16 protein-coding genes are annotated in these 14,137 nt (G+C 43.4%); 7 read left to right on the plus strand and 9 right to left on the minus strand.

The genetic code is table 11. The annotated features are described in order from the left end of the window. Positions 1-87: 87 nt before the first annotated feature. A complete protein-coding gene (locus tag RLO19_RS05220) occupies positions 88-333 on the minus strand; it encodes a hypothetical protein (protein WP_446339878.1) in 246 nt (81 codons plus the stop codon). 80 nt (positions 334-413) lie between these two features. On the opposite strand from RLO19_RS05220, the gene RLO19_RS05225 reads away from it, so the two are divergent. From RLO19_RS05225 to RLO19_RS05235, 3 genes are read left to right on the plus strand one after another with little or no spacing between them, the layout of a single operon-like run. Beyond that, positions 414-884, plus strand: coding sequence for a hypothetical protein (locus RLO19_RS05225; RefSeq protein WP_446354463.1), 471 nt, complete (start codon positions 414-416; stop codon positions 882-884). Between the two features lie 56 nt (positions 885-940). Beyond that, complete coding sequence (gene cysE, locus RLO19_RS05230) at positions 941-1,699, plus strand: serine O-acetyltransferase (RefSeq protein WP_446354465.1); 759 nt, start codon at positions 941-943, stop codon at positions 1,697-1,699. After that, positions 1,683-1,832, plus strand: a complete 150-nt coding sequence (locus tag RLO19_RS05235; protein WP_446334457.1) for a hypothetical protein — start codon at positions 1,683-1,685, stop codon at positions 1,830-1,832. Before cysE ends, RLO19_RS05235 begins: the two co-directional genes overlap by 17 nt. 304 nt (positions 1,833-2,136) lie before the next feature. On the opposite strand, the gene sds is transcribed toward RLO19_RS05235, so the two are convergent. Next, entirely contained in the window at positions 2,137-3,108 is a 972-nt protein-coding gene (gene sds / locus RLO19_RS05240; RefSeq protein ID WP_446354467.1) for a solanesyl diphosphate synthase, read from the minus strand. A 569-nt stretch (positions 3,109-3,677) separates the two neighbouring features. Here sds and RLO19_RS05245 point away from each other — a divergent pair. From RLO19_RS05245 to minE, 4 genes are all read left to right on the plus strand, one after another. Then, positions 3,678-3,920 carry a hypothetical protein gene (locus RLO19_RS05245; RefSeq protein WP_446354469.1) on the plus strand — a complete coding sequence of 81 codons (243 nt, stop codon included), beginning with the start codon at positions 3,678-3,680 and terminating at the stop codon, positions 3,918-3,920. Between the two features lie 449 nt (positions 3,921-4,369). Then, positions 4,370-5,155 (plus strand): septum site-determining protein MinC, encoded by a 786-nt coding sequence (minC, locus tag RLO19_RS05250; RefSeq protein ID WP_446354470.1) that lies wholly within the window; start codon positions 4,370-4,372, stop codon positions 5,153-5,155. Continuing rightward, positions 5,152-5,949, plus strand: a complete 798-nt coding sequence (minD, locus tag RLO19_RS05255) for a septum site-determining protein MinD (RefSeq protein WP_446354471.1) — start codon at positions 5,152-5,154, stop codon at positions 5,947-5,949. The genes minC and minD overlap by 4 nt, the downstream gene beginning before the upstream one ends. 86 nt (positions 5,950-6,035) lie before the next feature. Continuing rightward, the gene (minE, locus tag RLO19_RS05260) at positions 6,036-6,329 is read left to right on the plus strand and encodes a cell division topological specificity factor MinE (RefSeq protein WP_446354473.1); all 294 of its coding nucleotides are present in this window, start codon (positions 6,036-6,038) and stop codon (positions 6,327-6,329) included. On the opposite strand, the gene RLO19_RS05265 is transcribed toward minE, so the two are convergent. The 7 genes from RLO19_RS05265 to RLO19_RS05295 form a co-directional block, all read right to left on the minus strand. Further along, positions 6,292-6,684, minus strand: a complete 393-nt coding sequence (locus RLO19_RS05265) for a hypothetical protein (protein WP_446354475.1) — start codon at positions 6,682-6,684, stop codon at positions 6,292-6,294. The two genes, minE and RLO19_RS05265, sit on opposite strands and share 38 nt — an antisense overlap. A 418-nt stretch (positions 6,685-7,102) precedes the next feature. Further along, positions 7,103-7,294, minus strand: a complete 192-nt coding sequence (rpsU, locus tag RLO19_RS05270) for a 30S ribosomal protein S21 (protein ID WP_006103066.1) — start codon at positions 7,292-7,294, stop codon at positions 7,103-7,105. A 322-nt stretch (positions 7,295-7,616) separates the two neighbouring features. After that, the gene (locus RLO19_RS05275; protein WP_446354476.1) at positions 7,617-7,910 is read right to left on the minus strand and encodes an RNA recognition motif domain-containing protein; all 294 of its coding nucleotides are present in this window, start codon (positions 7,908-7,910) and stop codon (positions 7,617-7,619) included. 184 nt (positions 7,911-8,094) lie between these two features. Continuing rightward, a complete protein-coding gene (gene ppsA / locus RLO19_RS05280) occupies positions 8,095-10,485 on the minus strand; it encodes a phosphoenolpyruvate synthase (protein ID WP_446354477.1) in 2,391 nt (796 codons plus the stop codon). A gap of 195 nt (positions 10,486-10,680) precedes the next feature. Then, positions 10,681-11,424 carry a TdeIII family type II restriction endonuclease gene (locus tag RLO19_RS05285; protein ID WP_446354478.1) on the minus strand — a complete coding sequence of 248 codons (744 nt, stop codon included), beginning with the start codon at positions 11,422-11,424 and terminating at the stop codon, positions 10,681-10,683. A gap of 10 nt (positions 11,425-11,434) precedes the next feature. Continuing rightward, a complete protein-coding gene (locus RLO19_RS05290) occupies positions 11,435-12,805 on the minus strand; it encodes a DNA cytosine methyltransferase (protein ID WP_446354480.1) in 1,371 nt (456 codons plus the stop codon). Between the two features lie 715 nt (positions 12,806-13,520). Continuing rightward, a complete protein-coding gene (locus tag RLO19_RS05295) occupies positions 13,521-14,063 on the minus strand; it encodes a pentapeptide repeat-containing protein (RefSeq protein ID WP_446354482.1) in 543 nt (180 codons plus the stop codon). Positions 14,064-14,137: the final 74 nt, after the last annotated feature.

Below are 14,137 nucleotides of genomic sequence, written 5' to 3' on the forward strand. Positions count from 1 at the left end.
GCTTATGGGTGGAATGGACAAAACCCAACCCTCTATTTGCCAAAACTGACGTCCCTAATTTATGGGCAGAGTGGCATTACCATTATCTTACTCGCCAAAGCACCACAAAAAAGCGAGTAAGGCAACAATCAGGGTTAATGAGGTGAACGGTTTCAATGAATTTAAGATATCCACCGGAAACAAGACGAGAACCTCTGAAAATAGCCAACTCATAATCAGCAGCAGCGAAATCAAGATAATTAAAGGCACAGTCCCTCCAGAGCCAAACGAGTGTGGCAGATGCCAAGGTGTCACCTCTTCAACTATATATAAGCGGTAAATCAGATAGAACAAGAGTAGACAGTCTGATCAACTGGTACTCAAGGGGGATAGGGAAAGAAGTTCACAATCAGTGTTTCCAGGAGAGTTAAGCTATGTTACGGCAAAGGGGTTCTCAAGTATTAATAGCCATGGTGATAGCGCTAACGGCTACACCCGTTTTATCCCAGTCAGCCAATTTTGGCAGGTTAACCTTATCACCCGGATTTTCCTCATCGTCAGGAGCGGCGATAGGTACGACAGGGGGTTCATTTTCATTGCCGTCGCTAGTGAACCGCGATCGCGAAAATAATCCTTGTTTGGGTTACGCCGAAGAAACTCCCGATCACATCATAAACTTAGAAGCAAATTTTAATCAGCTCCAGATCGCTGTTGATAGTGGCGGTCAAGACACAACCCTCTTGATTACTGGACCCAAGGGCTTTGCCTTGTGCGGTGATGATACAGGCACAAGTAAAGATGCTAGCGTAACCCGCTCAAACTTTGAGGCAGGAGAGTATAAAGTTTGGGTGGGAACCATCAATCCCAATCAAGCCTGGAACTATACCTTGACTGTGCGAGAGTAGCCAATAACGATAAGATAGTCAATGAGTCGTTTACGTTTGTTTGTCTTAACTCGCTTGTGCTATCCACGTTTTTAGCTGACTTCCGCATCATCTTTGATCGCGACCCCGCCGCTCGCAACTGGCTCGAGGTTTTATTATGCTACCCCGGTCTACAGGCACTCCTGTTTCACCGCCTCTGCCATTGGTTGCATACTATGGGGATTCCGTTCATCCCTCGTTTTATTTCTCAGTTTTCTCGCAGCTTGACGGGTATTGAGATCCATCCCGGCGCCCAAATTGGTCAAGGTGTCTTCATTGATCATGGCATGGGTGTTGTCATTGGTGAGACGGCAATTGTTGGTGATTACTGTCTTATTTATCAAGGCGTCACCCTAGGGGGTACGGGGAAAGAATGTGGCAAACGCCATCCCACCTTAGGAGAAAATGTAGTTGTTGGTGCCGGTGCCAAGGTTCTCGGCAACATTCAAATCGGCAACAATGTCCGCATTGGTGCAGGTTCAGTCGTTTTGCGCGATGTTCCGTCTGATTGTACGGTTGTTGGTATCCCAGGTCGAATTGTTTATCGTTCTGGAGTGCGAGTTAATCCCCTAGAACATGGTAGTTTGCCCGATTCTGAAGCAACGGTGATTCGATCATTAGTAGATCGGATTGAAGCCCTGGAACAAAAGTTGGCACAGTTAAGCGACAAGCAATCATCGACACCGATGCAGAATGGGTGCGATTTAGATGCTGAGCAGGTTTCAGTGGCTACGGCGGGTAGCTGCCAACTTCGGGATAAAGCGATTCAGCAATTTTTGGATGGAGCTGGAATTTAAAGGAAATACCAGAATTCATCTGATAGGCTTTGAATTGGATAGTCCCTGTTGCCTATTCCCCGTTAACTTGATTGTGCCAGAAGTCTCCCGCCATAATCTACGATTTGGCGGCGAGATGAATCGCGCCTTGTGACAAAACTTGTTTTTATAAACTTATGCTTAAGAGACTTTACTATCAATTACTTGGATATGTTATATTAAACAGAATAGGCTAGAACTCTAGCCGCAAACCGCGAAAACCAAGCGGCAAAAACTTTCATTCTGCCTTGGAAGGGCGGCGGCGCGGGTTCTCCCATTGAGGAGATAAAGGTTGGATTCCAACCAGAGACGCGCTCGCAAGACCAACATGCTTTCGGGTATAGCGGCTTCGGTGAATGAGACGCGAAGCCTACACCATAGCGTTAGTTTGGTGTAGGTAGTTCACGAGTTCCCTTTGATTAGTACATTCGACTCAGTACATAATCAGTTAGCTCGACTAAAGCTGTCGTAGCTGGCGAGGGTTTTAGTGGCGCTAGGTTTTCTAAGGCGAGGCGAGCATGGTAAGCCGCCAGTTCACGCGATCGCTCAATACCCCGACTCTCCATAACTAATGCCAAGGCTTGGCTAATGTCATCCGGTTGAGCAAACTCTCGCTCAATCAATACCTCTAAGTAGGGTTTTTCTTCTATCGCGTATAAGACGGGGGCAGTTAGATTCCCGCTGCTCAAATCAGAACCCGCCGGCTTGCCCAACACTTCTGTGGATGCGGTGAAATCCAGGATATCATCAACAATCTGAAAGGCTAACCCTAGATGATTTCCATAGCAGTACAGACTTTCGGCAAACTCAGCTGAGACGCCACTCAAAAGTCCGGCTGACTTGGAACTATTGGCAATCAGGGATGCCGTTTTCTTGTATGTCTTTTCTAGATAGGTTTCAATGGTAGTACCCGCCTCAAATCGGGTCAGTCCCTGCTGAATTTCTCCCTCCGCCATATCCTTAATCACTTCGGAAAGCAACTTGACTACCTCTAAGTTGTTGAGATTAGCCAGATACCAAGCGGATTGACCAAACAAAAAATCTCCCGCCAGTACCGCGATGCGGTTATTGAACAAACTATTAACCGTGGGGACATTGCGACGGACTGATGATTCATCCACGACATCATCATGAACCAGAGACGCGGTATGAATCATTTCGGTAATTTCCGCTAGACGGCGATGACGGGGGGTAATGTCGGAATCCAGCACCGTCGCTCGCGCAATCAATAGGACAATGGCTGGTCTTACCCGCTTGCCCCCAGCTCCAAATAGGTGTTCTGCTGCGGCATAGAGGATAGGGTGGCGGGCACCCACTAAGTTCTTTAAGTTCTCGGTCAGCAGATGGAGGTCTGCTTCAACAGGGGCAAAAAGGGAAGTCACTGAGGTCATGGATTGGGCGACTCAGAAATTAGGTTACGAAAGTTTACATATTCTTTCCTTAATTTTAAGCGAAGCGTCCCAAGTAGGGAAATCTGTTTGACCAATAACATGTCTGGGGGGACTTCCAGGAATTGTATCGACTTATTAAGTTGATAAGAAAATTGCTGGAATTCCCTGGAACTGTTATGTTAAGCTAAATATTAAGGGTTTCAAAAGATTAATCGACTGATTGACTCCGAGGTGGTAGGGACAACTCGCTTCCTTACCTTTAGGTTAAGGTGCCGTTAGGTAGGCAGAGATAGCCTCAAGGTTTTGGATGACGGCTTGGTGTTTTGACTAAGTGTCGTCCTCTATTTTACATAAACAGGAGCTTTCCGCTAGGAAACCTGTCGAGCTTCATCCAACTGAGTTGGATAAAGGCTTGTACATATCACCGCCAGTAATAGTGAAGCAACTGAACAAACTGGGGAAGTTTTCCCCGAAGCTTCTGGTAGCAGGATTTATTCCACTGCCGGTGGGCTAGTACCGTTGCCTCAGTTTCTATGGAATCTTACATGACTTTGCTGTTCGTCCACACTATGATTTACACTGATATGCCTTTGATTATTCCTGTTCTGGCAACTGTTTATTTGGTCGCGATTTACTTGCTGTTAATGGTAGCTCAACGCACAAAAAAGAGTTCGCACTACCTAGCTAACTCTTTTAGTGACGTTTATGCTACTTCAGTGGGTCTGGCATCAAATGCTACATCTACAACGGATGAAGTAGAACAATCGCCAGCTTCAACGGTTCAAGAAGTGAGTAGTCCACCACTGAGTTGAGCTTTCATACCACTCATACAGGGTTTCAGACCAGAACAGCGGGGGAGCTTGCTTATCCGGAGAGAATTGGTGGAAACCTTTGACTCTGACAGGTTGATGTTTAGCCAAGTCTCTCTCACCCCCCATTCAAATAATTCTTATTATTATTTATTAAGCTAAATTATACGTCACAAGCTTGGCTGATTAATTCTTGGAACTCGTTAGTATCAATACACCCGCTAATCTACTGTTGTCGGAGCGACATCTAGCTTGCTCATGATCGGCACGAGTATAAAGTAGAATTTTTTGAATGGGTGAATGGGTGAATTCTGATCGAGGTACTCTAGGGGAATTTTCAGAAGTTCTGGGTTGAAGGAAGGCAGTAGAAGAATTTCTCGACCAAGACTTGCGCTTAAGGTACGATGTCGTTTAGTTTAGATTGTTTGCATCAAAAGAAAGCCTGTAGTTGCATGACTTCAGATTCTGACCAAGTATTATCTATGTCAACGGTTGCCGAGAGCAACATGGCAGTGGATTGCCAGTCTCAAGTCCGCCTGAAACAGACCGAGGAAGGGCTACAGCTTGTCTTACCCTCAGTGGAAGATATGTCCGATGCCAATTGGTCTGATATGTGGCAACAGTTTAAGCATCGCTGGCATGGAGGCGATCGCTTCTGGTCAATGCCAGCTACAGTACATCTGATGGCAGGTGACCAATTATTGGATGGACTGAAGTTACAAGCGATCGCGGATGTATTAAACGACGTGGGACTACGAATTTCGCGGGTACACACCAGCCGACGACAAACAGCCGTTGCTGCGGCGACAGCCGGGTATTGTATTGAGCAACAATCAGCTAACTATTCTCTCCATCAAACCCCTGAACCCATTCAGGAGTTAACTGAACCCCTATACTTACAAATGACCGTGCGATCGGGTGTAGAAATTCGCCATCCTGGTACTATTGTTATACTGGGAGACCTAAATCCGGGTGGTACAGTGATTGCAGCCGGAGACATCTTCATCTGGGGACGTCTACGTGGGGTAGCTCATGCGGGAGCTGATGGCAATCGCTCCTGTCGGATTATGGCTCTGAAAATGGAACCCACCCAACTCCGGATCGCCGATGCTGTGGCTAGGGCACCGGAGACGCCACCGATTGAGTTTTACCCAGAGGTGGCGTATGTCACACCCCAAGGCATTCGTATTGCTAGAGCTGCTGATTTTGCTAAGACCCAGTTATTGTTAAATTCATGAGTCGTATTATAGTGATCACCTCTGGCAAAGGAGGGGTGGGTAAAACAACAGTTACGGCGAATTTAGGCGTGGCGATCGCTAAATTAGGTCGTCAGGTGGCACTCATTGATGCCGATTTTGGTCTAAGAAACTTAGATTTGCTCCTAGGGCTAGAAAATCGGGTGGTTTATACCGCCATTGAAGTATTCGCAGGACAATGTCGCTTAGAGCAAGCATTGGTAAAAGATAAGCGCCAAGAGGGATTGGTTCTGCTTCCTGCTGCCCAAAGCCGGAACAAGGAAGCGGTTAGCCCCGAGCAAATGAAAAAACTCATTGCTGTGTTATCCCAGAAGTATGAGTACATCTTAGTGGACAGCCCAGCCGGAATCGAAATGGGATTCCGTAACGCGATCGTGGCGGTGTCGGAGGCGTTAATCGTGACGACGCCGGAAATTGCGGCAGTGCGAGATGCTGATCGCGTTGTGGGTTTACTAGAAGCTCAAGGGATTAAGCGTATCTTCCTGATTGTTAACCGTCTTAAACCCGCCATGGTGCAAGCGGATCAAATGATGTCTGTTCAAGATGTCCAAGAGATTCTGGCAATTCCCTTAATTGGCGTCATTCCTGATGATGAGCGCGTGATTGTTTCCAGTAATCGGGGCGAACCCTTAGCCCTAGCAGAAAATCTCACGCTCCCCGGTATCGCCATTCACAATATCGCTCGGCGTTTGGAAGGAGACAAAGTGCCCTTTCTTGATTTGATGGCGGAACATGACACCCTGATTAATCGTATCCGTCGCATGTTCCGCAGTTAAGTTAGTTAGTTAAATTTTGAGTGTTGATAATCAATTAACCCAACTCATAACTCATCACTCCTCACTCACCACGGATGCAAAACCCCATGATTAGCGAACTTCTAGAACGACTTTTTCCCTGGACAAGTGCCAGTAACAGTCGCGCGGAAGTAAAACGCCGCCTACAACTGGTTATTGCCCACGATCGCGCCGATCTTAGTCCAAAGATGATTGAGTCGATGCGTCAGGAAATTTTAGAAGTTGTGTCTCGTTATGTGGAGATTGATCAAGAGGGTTTGGAGTTTACCCTAGAAAGTAACCAACGGGCAACAGCATTAATTGCCAATCTTCCCATCCGCAGAGTTAAGGAAGAAAAACCTCCCTTACCGTCTGTTGACTAAAGCGGAAAATCCCTTTTGTCCCTGGCGATTGGACTATTTTTAGATACATTTTTCTGTACAATAAGATGAGCCACTTACCAAGTTTAGCGATGGAAAAGTCTAGGTACAACCTCAGTCGCGAATAGGGGTAAGCCGTCACAGTATCATAGGTTATAGCCGCGACAGTATTAAGGTAGCCGCCTTGAATACCATGAAAGTTTTGCTGACTGTAATAGTCTGGATAAATGAGATTGGTTTGTCGGAAACGTTCACTCTGCTTTTGCCAATTAATGGTTTCATAGAACTGGAGTTGATCCTGACCAATCAGGGCGCTTATGATTGGCTTCAGTAAAAGCTCTCCTATTTTGTTTGTCATGCATTTACAGCGCGATGGCGTGTAAGTGAGGTACACAGACAGATCCCCGACGCCCTAGGAGTTGTCGGGGATCTTGGTTGAGGCTGTACCTCATCAACCACCAAATCTGCTGTAAATTGGGTATTAGTAGCGAGCAAGACGCTCGCACTACAACGATTTCGCAAAGGATATTCAAAAGTTTAATTTCTCGGACTTTTTCCCTTGATTAGGTACGTAGTTTTTTGTGATTCGGCGATCGCTCTTAGGTTGAATAGCACGTTCAGATGAGGCTGGTGGGCAATGCCCACCCTACGATATACCAAGGGTTTCGGCGATCCAAAAATGTAAATTTTCAGTGCCATTCCTCTTAGATTGGTCTACTTGAGAATCGTTTACGGGAACGATTCTAGTTACCTTGCGAGTTCCATAGATACCGTTGTTAACGCCGTTTCCGATATCTGCGTTGTTGTCGGTGTCTGGCTATTTCCTTGCGTTTGTGCTTTTCCAAGGGAGTTTCAAAAAAGCGGTTCTTCTTCATGTCTGAGAAAATCCCAGCGCGAGATACTTTGCGCTTGAATCGTCTAAGTCCAGATTCAATTCCCTCGTTTTCTCCAATAATCACTTGAGCCATGCTTATCTCCTTTGAAGCTCAACACAAAAAGGGCAGACAATTACCTGCCCTCAAAATTCAAAAGCTATAATAAATTAATTCCTTATCGTTCCTAATTTCATAGAAAAATAAGGAAATCAGCTTTTGAAACTCCCACCGCTAAATGCTTAACGTTATAGCGCTCTTGCCATAACTGTCAGGATGAGAAAATAACTTTTCTCACAAGGCGCGATTTATGTCACCACTCTCATCCAGTGTAGCGATATAAGTATGACACAGAAAGCGAAACATTCACTATCCATCCCCGCCGCACGAGACGAGCGGGGAATTGGAGCGATTTTACCTAGAAAGAGCTACGGCTATAGTCACCGCGATTTCCATTTCCATTGCTTCGTTCCCTTGGTCTTGCTTTGTTAACCTTCATTGAGCGTCCCATCCATTCAGCACCATCAAGGGTTTCAATGGCACTGTCTTCGTTAGAGTCAGACTCCATCTCCACAAAAGCGAACCCTCGTGGACGTCCGGTTTCACGATCTTTAGGTACACTCACACGAGTGACGGTGCCGTATTCGGCAAAAACTTCCGTCAGATCATCTTGAGTTACATCGTAGGACAAATTACCAACGTAAATAGACATAAGGCACTTCCTTTTACTGAACCTGTAGCGAGATAAATCGGAGAAGTGCCTGCGGACAAAATCGAAATCGAAAAAATCGAAACAAGCTTACTTACCGAAAATCAACCGTATATACTCTAGCATCGATGGGGGGAGTTTGGCAAGATATTTAACTTGTCTGGACCATCTCCCCCCAATCTACCCCTTATCTCTTACCTTCCTGTTGTGCGACTTGCTGCTTCACCTGACTCACACTATCCGGATTCAGGGAAATCGAATCAATTCCCGCTTCGACTAAAAACGCGGAAAAATCCGGATGATCGCTGGGTGCTTGTCCACAAATACCCACCTTGCGATCGCACTGATGCGCGGTTTTAATCAGTCGCCGGATCATTTTCTTGAGCGCTAGATTGCGTTCGTCAAATAGATGGGACAGATCACCAGAATCTCGATCCACCCCTAAAACTAACTGAGTCAGGTCATTACTACCAATGGAGAAGCCATCAAAGCGTTCAGAAAACTCCTCCGCTAACTCCACATTAGAGGGAATTTCGCACATCACATAAACTTCTAACTCATTTTCCCCCCGCTTGAGTCCATTTTCTGCCAAGACGTGGAGAACCTTATCCGCCTCATCCAGGGTGCGACAGAAGGGAATCATGATAATCACATTATTAAAGCCGATTTCTTCTCGTACCCGTTTCAAGGCGCGACATTCCACGGCAAACCCTTCCCGGTAGCGATCGCTATAATACCGAGATGCACCCCGGAATCCCAGCATGGGGTTGGCTTCCTTTGGTTCAAATTGTTGACCGCCAATCAAATCAGCATATTCATTGGTCTTAAAATCACTCATCCGCACAATCACGGGATCAGGATATTGGGCGGCGGCGATTTTGGCAATTCCCCGGGCTAAATTATCGACAAAATATTCTGTCTTATCCTCATACCCCTGAGTCAAGTCCTGAATCTTCTGGCGTGCATCTTCATCCTCTAACTCATCCCAATGAATCAATGCCATGGGATGAATTTTAATCACATTATTGATAATAAACTCCATCCGTGCCAACCCAATGCCTTCACAGGGTAATCGCCACCAGCGAAACGCCGCATCCGGACTGGCAATATTCATCATAATTCGGGTTTTGGTTTGGGGAATTTCTTCCAACTTGAGTTCCGATTCCTCATACTCTAATATTCCCTGATAAATCAAACCGCGATCGCCTTCGGCACAGGAAATAGTAATCTCTTGACCATCTTCTAAAGCGCTCGTTGCATCACCCGTTCCCACAATAGCGGGAATTCCTAACTCCCGACTCACAATTGCCGCATGACAGGTACGTCCCCCGTGATCAGTGACAATTCCGGCAGCTTTTTTCATAATCGGCACCCAATCGGGGTCAGTCATTCCTGTCACTAGGATAGAATTCTCTTCAAATCGGTCAATATCTGCGGCGCTCTTAATTCGGCATACTTTACCCGCCGCGATCGCATCCCCTATACTGAGTCCACAAAGGATTTCTTTGCCCTTTTCCTTGAGGTTATAGGTTTTTAATGATCCGGCTTCTTTTTGGGATTGAACTGTTTCTGGACGCGCTTGCACGATAAACAAGTTGCCTGTATCCCCATCTTTTGCCCATTCCATATCCATGGGTTTTTGGTAATGGGATTCAATCGCACTTGCCCATTGACCCAGTTGTAAAATTTCCTCGTCATTCAAGACAAAATAATTACGCTCTTGGGACGATGTGTCTATATTTTGCGTCGTCTCGCTTCCCCCTTTCGCGTAGATCATTTTCTTCTCTTTGGCGCCCTGTTTTTTCTCAATAATCGGCTTGAGATTGGCATCCTCTAATAAGGGTTTAAACACCCGATATTCATCTGGCGTTACTGAACCCTGTACCACATTTTCACCTAATCCCCACGCCGCATCAATTACAACCACATCGGGAAAGCCAGTCTCGGTATCCAGGGAAAACATCACCCCAGCGCTAGATTTATCTGATCGCACCATCTTTTGCACCCCCACCGAAAGCGCCACTTTCAGATGGTCAAAGCCTTGGGCCTGTCTATAGCTAATCGCGCGATCGGTAAATAAGGAAGCATAACATTTACGACAGGCTTCTAATAATTCTTCATAGCCAGTAATATTCAGAAATGTTTCCTGCTGACCCGCAAAACTTGCTTCCGGCAAATCCTCAGCCGTTGCGCTACTTCTAGCCGCGATATCTACATCTTGGGTATCATAGCGTTGACTGAGTTGGTCGTAAGCCTCACGAATTTTACTGGCAATGTCTTCGGGAAAGTCGGCAGAATGAAATAGCTTGCGGATAGATTTGCCGACTTCCTCTAGAGGAATTTTATCACTTTCTAGTTCCGACAAATGCGACTTTATTTTTTCATTTAGCTGGTTAGACTCAAGGAATTTACGGTAGGCATCAGCCGTAGTAGCAAAGCCATCAGGTACACGAACGCCTTCATCTTTTAGGCTGCGAATCATTTCACCTAATGAAGCATTCTTCCCCCCGACTATTGACACATCATCGGAGGTAAGATTCTCAAACCAACGAATGTACTGATTATTGTTGTTTGTCATAATTATTGTTAACAGAAATAAAATAGAACTATGATTTACAAATTGACAATGGATAATGAACAATGGATAATGACCTCTCCTTAAAAGAAGAGGATTGAATTTAAGGAAAATATTTTTTAATTTCTTCGTAAACGAAGAGGTCTTAGACCCAATTAATCAATTATCAATTATCAATTATTAATTATCAATTATTAATTATCCATTGATAAATGATTGGTAAGTGCCTATACCTCCCACTTTTTCCCAAAATTCATTACCAATTAAAACAACTTCATCTTCTTTCATATTGAACCATCGAGTAGGTGGAGACCAGGCATAGTCTTCTTTCAATCCATAAGGATTGTAGGGTAATGCAAAGTATGCCTCATCAACTTTTTTAGGGTTCATACTATACAACTTTAGGATTTTCTCTTTACTAACTTTTGTTTGATCGCTGTTAGGTAGTGGTGCTTTTAATTCAAAAGCATATGTTTTACTATTAGTTTTATCTTGAGCAAAAATATCACAGATTACCTGTACAGGTATATCTTCACCATCTCCATCTAAAATATAAGACAATTCACTATCCCAATCTGGTCTTACTCTAGCTTGTTCTAAAGGTGGGTGTTCTAGCTTATTGAGTACTTCTGTAATTCGCCTAAGCCTTTCAGTTTTTACTAATCCGTGAATAGTGTGATTCATCACTCCATAACCCAATCCTTCTTTAGCAGCTACTATAGCTAGTTTTTCCCAGACTTTACCAAAGGGAGTGACAAATCTTCTCTCAAAGTAAGAACCTTTGAAAATTTCATCGGGGACTAAAGCAGCGTAGAGAGGTTTAAATGCTCTATGCTCTTCAGGAATAAAAGGCTTCTTAATGAGTACATTCTCCATTACCTTATCCATCATTTCTTTGATGACGGATTGAATAGCCGTTTTGATTTTTTTGGAATCATTCATGTAACTTTCGCTATAAAATTACTTTCACTAAAGCTTTAGCTATATGATAAACAACAGGAACTGATACCGCATTTCCAAATTGCTTTTTAGCAGTATTTTCCTTGTCAGCAATTGTAAACAAATCTGGAAAGCCCTGCAATCTAGCATAGTCTTTTGCAGATAAAGGTTTGTACTTTCCTTTTCTATAAATTTCTCGAATGAATGTATTTTTATACTCTTGAGGTTCTTGAGAGTCTAGTGATACAGTGGCAACAAAATCTCTAGTACCCGTTGCCGTCAACGTCCCAATTACATCGGAATTTGGTAGAAATATCTTAGAAATTCCATTGATTCCTGAAGAAATCTTAGAGTTGAAAAATTCATAGCCTTTGTGTTCAATATATCGAAGTATTTTTTTGGCAATTAACTTGTCGAGTTCGGCGGCGGTCAAATTTGGGATAAGTTGATCTAGAAATTCAAATTTTAAAGGATTACCATCTTTCAAGCCATATTTCTTTTTTCTTCTATTTTTGAGTATTGTTTTACAAATCAATTTTTCTCGTTGAGTAGTCCTGACAAGATCCCACGAGTGAATCGTGGTATGTCCATCTCGAATATCTGTAAAGATAAAGAAATCATTTAACTCATCATTTTTTTGAAATCTACCTCTAGAAGCCGGTATTTTCCCTGCAAACAAAATATCGGGAGAGAATTTTTTCTTTCTCACTTCACTAGCCTCAATACCCTCTATAAATTCATAAAGTTTTGGTTTAACGTGCAAGGGTTCAGGAAATTGGAAAGATTCGCTATTATCTAAGTCATCTCTAACTCCTACTATAAATACCCTTTCCCTATCCTGAGGAACGCCAAAGTCATAGGAATTGATTACACTGGCTTTAACGTTATAGCCTAAGCTTTTAAGCTTGCTGATTATTAGTTCAAAGCTTTGCCTATGTCGCGGCTCTGTTAAGCCTTTTACATTTTCAAATATAAACCCTTTTGGTTGATTTTGTGCTACAACTCTAATTACATCAAACCAAAGCTTTCCCCTTGGATCATCTAAACCTTTTATTTTTCCAGCAATAGACCAGGGTTGACAAGGAACTCCACCAACTACTATATCCACCGAAAAAGGAAATTTCCCAAGTTTGACAATATCCCCCAGATTTACTTCTTCTGAGTTCAAATAACTAATAAAGTTTTTTTTGTAAATTTTTATAGCTTCTTTATCAATTTCTGAATAGCCTAAGCATTTTCCTCCTAACTCTTCAAGAGCAATCCTAAATCCACCAATACCAGAAAATAAATCCACAAATGTAAATTTAGGATTAAACCATAGAAGGTTAGATGGTTTAGATGGATTAAATAGCTCTAACTGATTAGAAGACAATACCGATTTCATCACCGATTTTAAGTTTGACAATCAACCCAAATTAAAAAATACTTCCACTAATCTACGTTTAGAATTAAGCCAGGTTTTCTCTGAAATGTACTTGATTCGGTTAGAGTATCTAATGGCTGAGTTACCATCATGACCGTGGCTTAAGTGTGTAGATAGTATAGAAGGTATTATAGTTTCATGTCTATATATTACCAAACATAACTATATCTGACTATATTCTTATTTAAAATTTACAATACCAAGTTTATGTTCAGGTACTTCGTTCGGCAAGAGCCAAATTATTGTAAACTATTATATCGATTTATTATATTATTTTTCAATGAGCAAACTTCTGTATCATTCTTAGTCCACACAAACCAGAAAGGAGTAAAGTTAAAAAGTGAAGCTATAAAGCTTTCCTGACAGATAACCGAGTCTAGTCTAGTGTAACTTAAACATCACGATAACAAGGTCAAAAGATCTGTTTACCCCAATATCTGTCTCGTCAACAAACAACAGCAACGATAAACTGGATTGTTCATAATTTACTCAAATACAAGACTGGGAGCTATGCAACTGAAGGGTGTGAGGTCAGTCAGCGCAACTCCAAAACAACTTGTGTCACTATAGGAAATTACGGGCAAAAATTTAAAAGTTGCTGTTGTTTTTCAATGGACAAAATTCTTTAGGGTTGACGTTTGCTCAAAGACGGGTTTTGTTGATAAATTATCAGTAACTAGCGACACCCTAAACTATCCCGCGTGGAAACGCCGGTGAAGGGATTAACACCCTCTGCCCGTTGACACATTAAGGAGATTTGATAGGTATCAAGCAATGCACCGGAAAAATCTGCCCCGGTAATCGTGGCATCAAAAAAGCGGCTGCGATTGGCAATAGCATCAGTAAAAATAGCATTGGTTAAATTAGCACCGTCAAAGATAACTCGATCCGCTAAAGTCTCTGACAGGTTAGCTCCAGTCAAATCCGCCTCAAAAAACGCCGCTTTGGTGAGAATTGATCCTTGAAGAGACGCTCCTCGAAAAGAGGCGCCGCGTAAATCTGCACCAGCAAAGGAGGTTCCCGCTAAGTTTTGATTGGAAAAATCTCGATAGTGTAATTCTGTAAGGGTGTAGTTGACAGTATTATCTTGTGCGATCGCGCTAGGCACATCTACCATCCACGCTATAACTATCATCAACAATCCCATGCCAATTGCCAAAAGTTGCATAGCCTGGTGACTGGGGCGATTTTCGGTTCGTTTTTGGCTCGCAGTAGTCATATTCAAACAGATGGGGGCTAACTTACCTATTTTGCCGCAAGCTGGGATTTGTCATTTCACTCGTTCAGCGGCAT

The sequence above is a fragment of the Coleofasciculus sp. G2-EDA-02 genome (assembly GCF_040226375.1).
In the GTDB taxonomy this organism is placed as follows: domain Bacteria; phylum Cyanobacteriota; class Cyanobacteriia; order Cyanobacteriales; family Coleofasciculaceae; genus Coleofasciculus.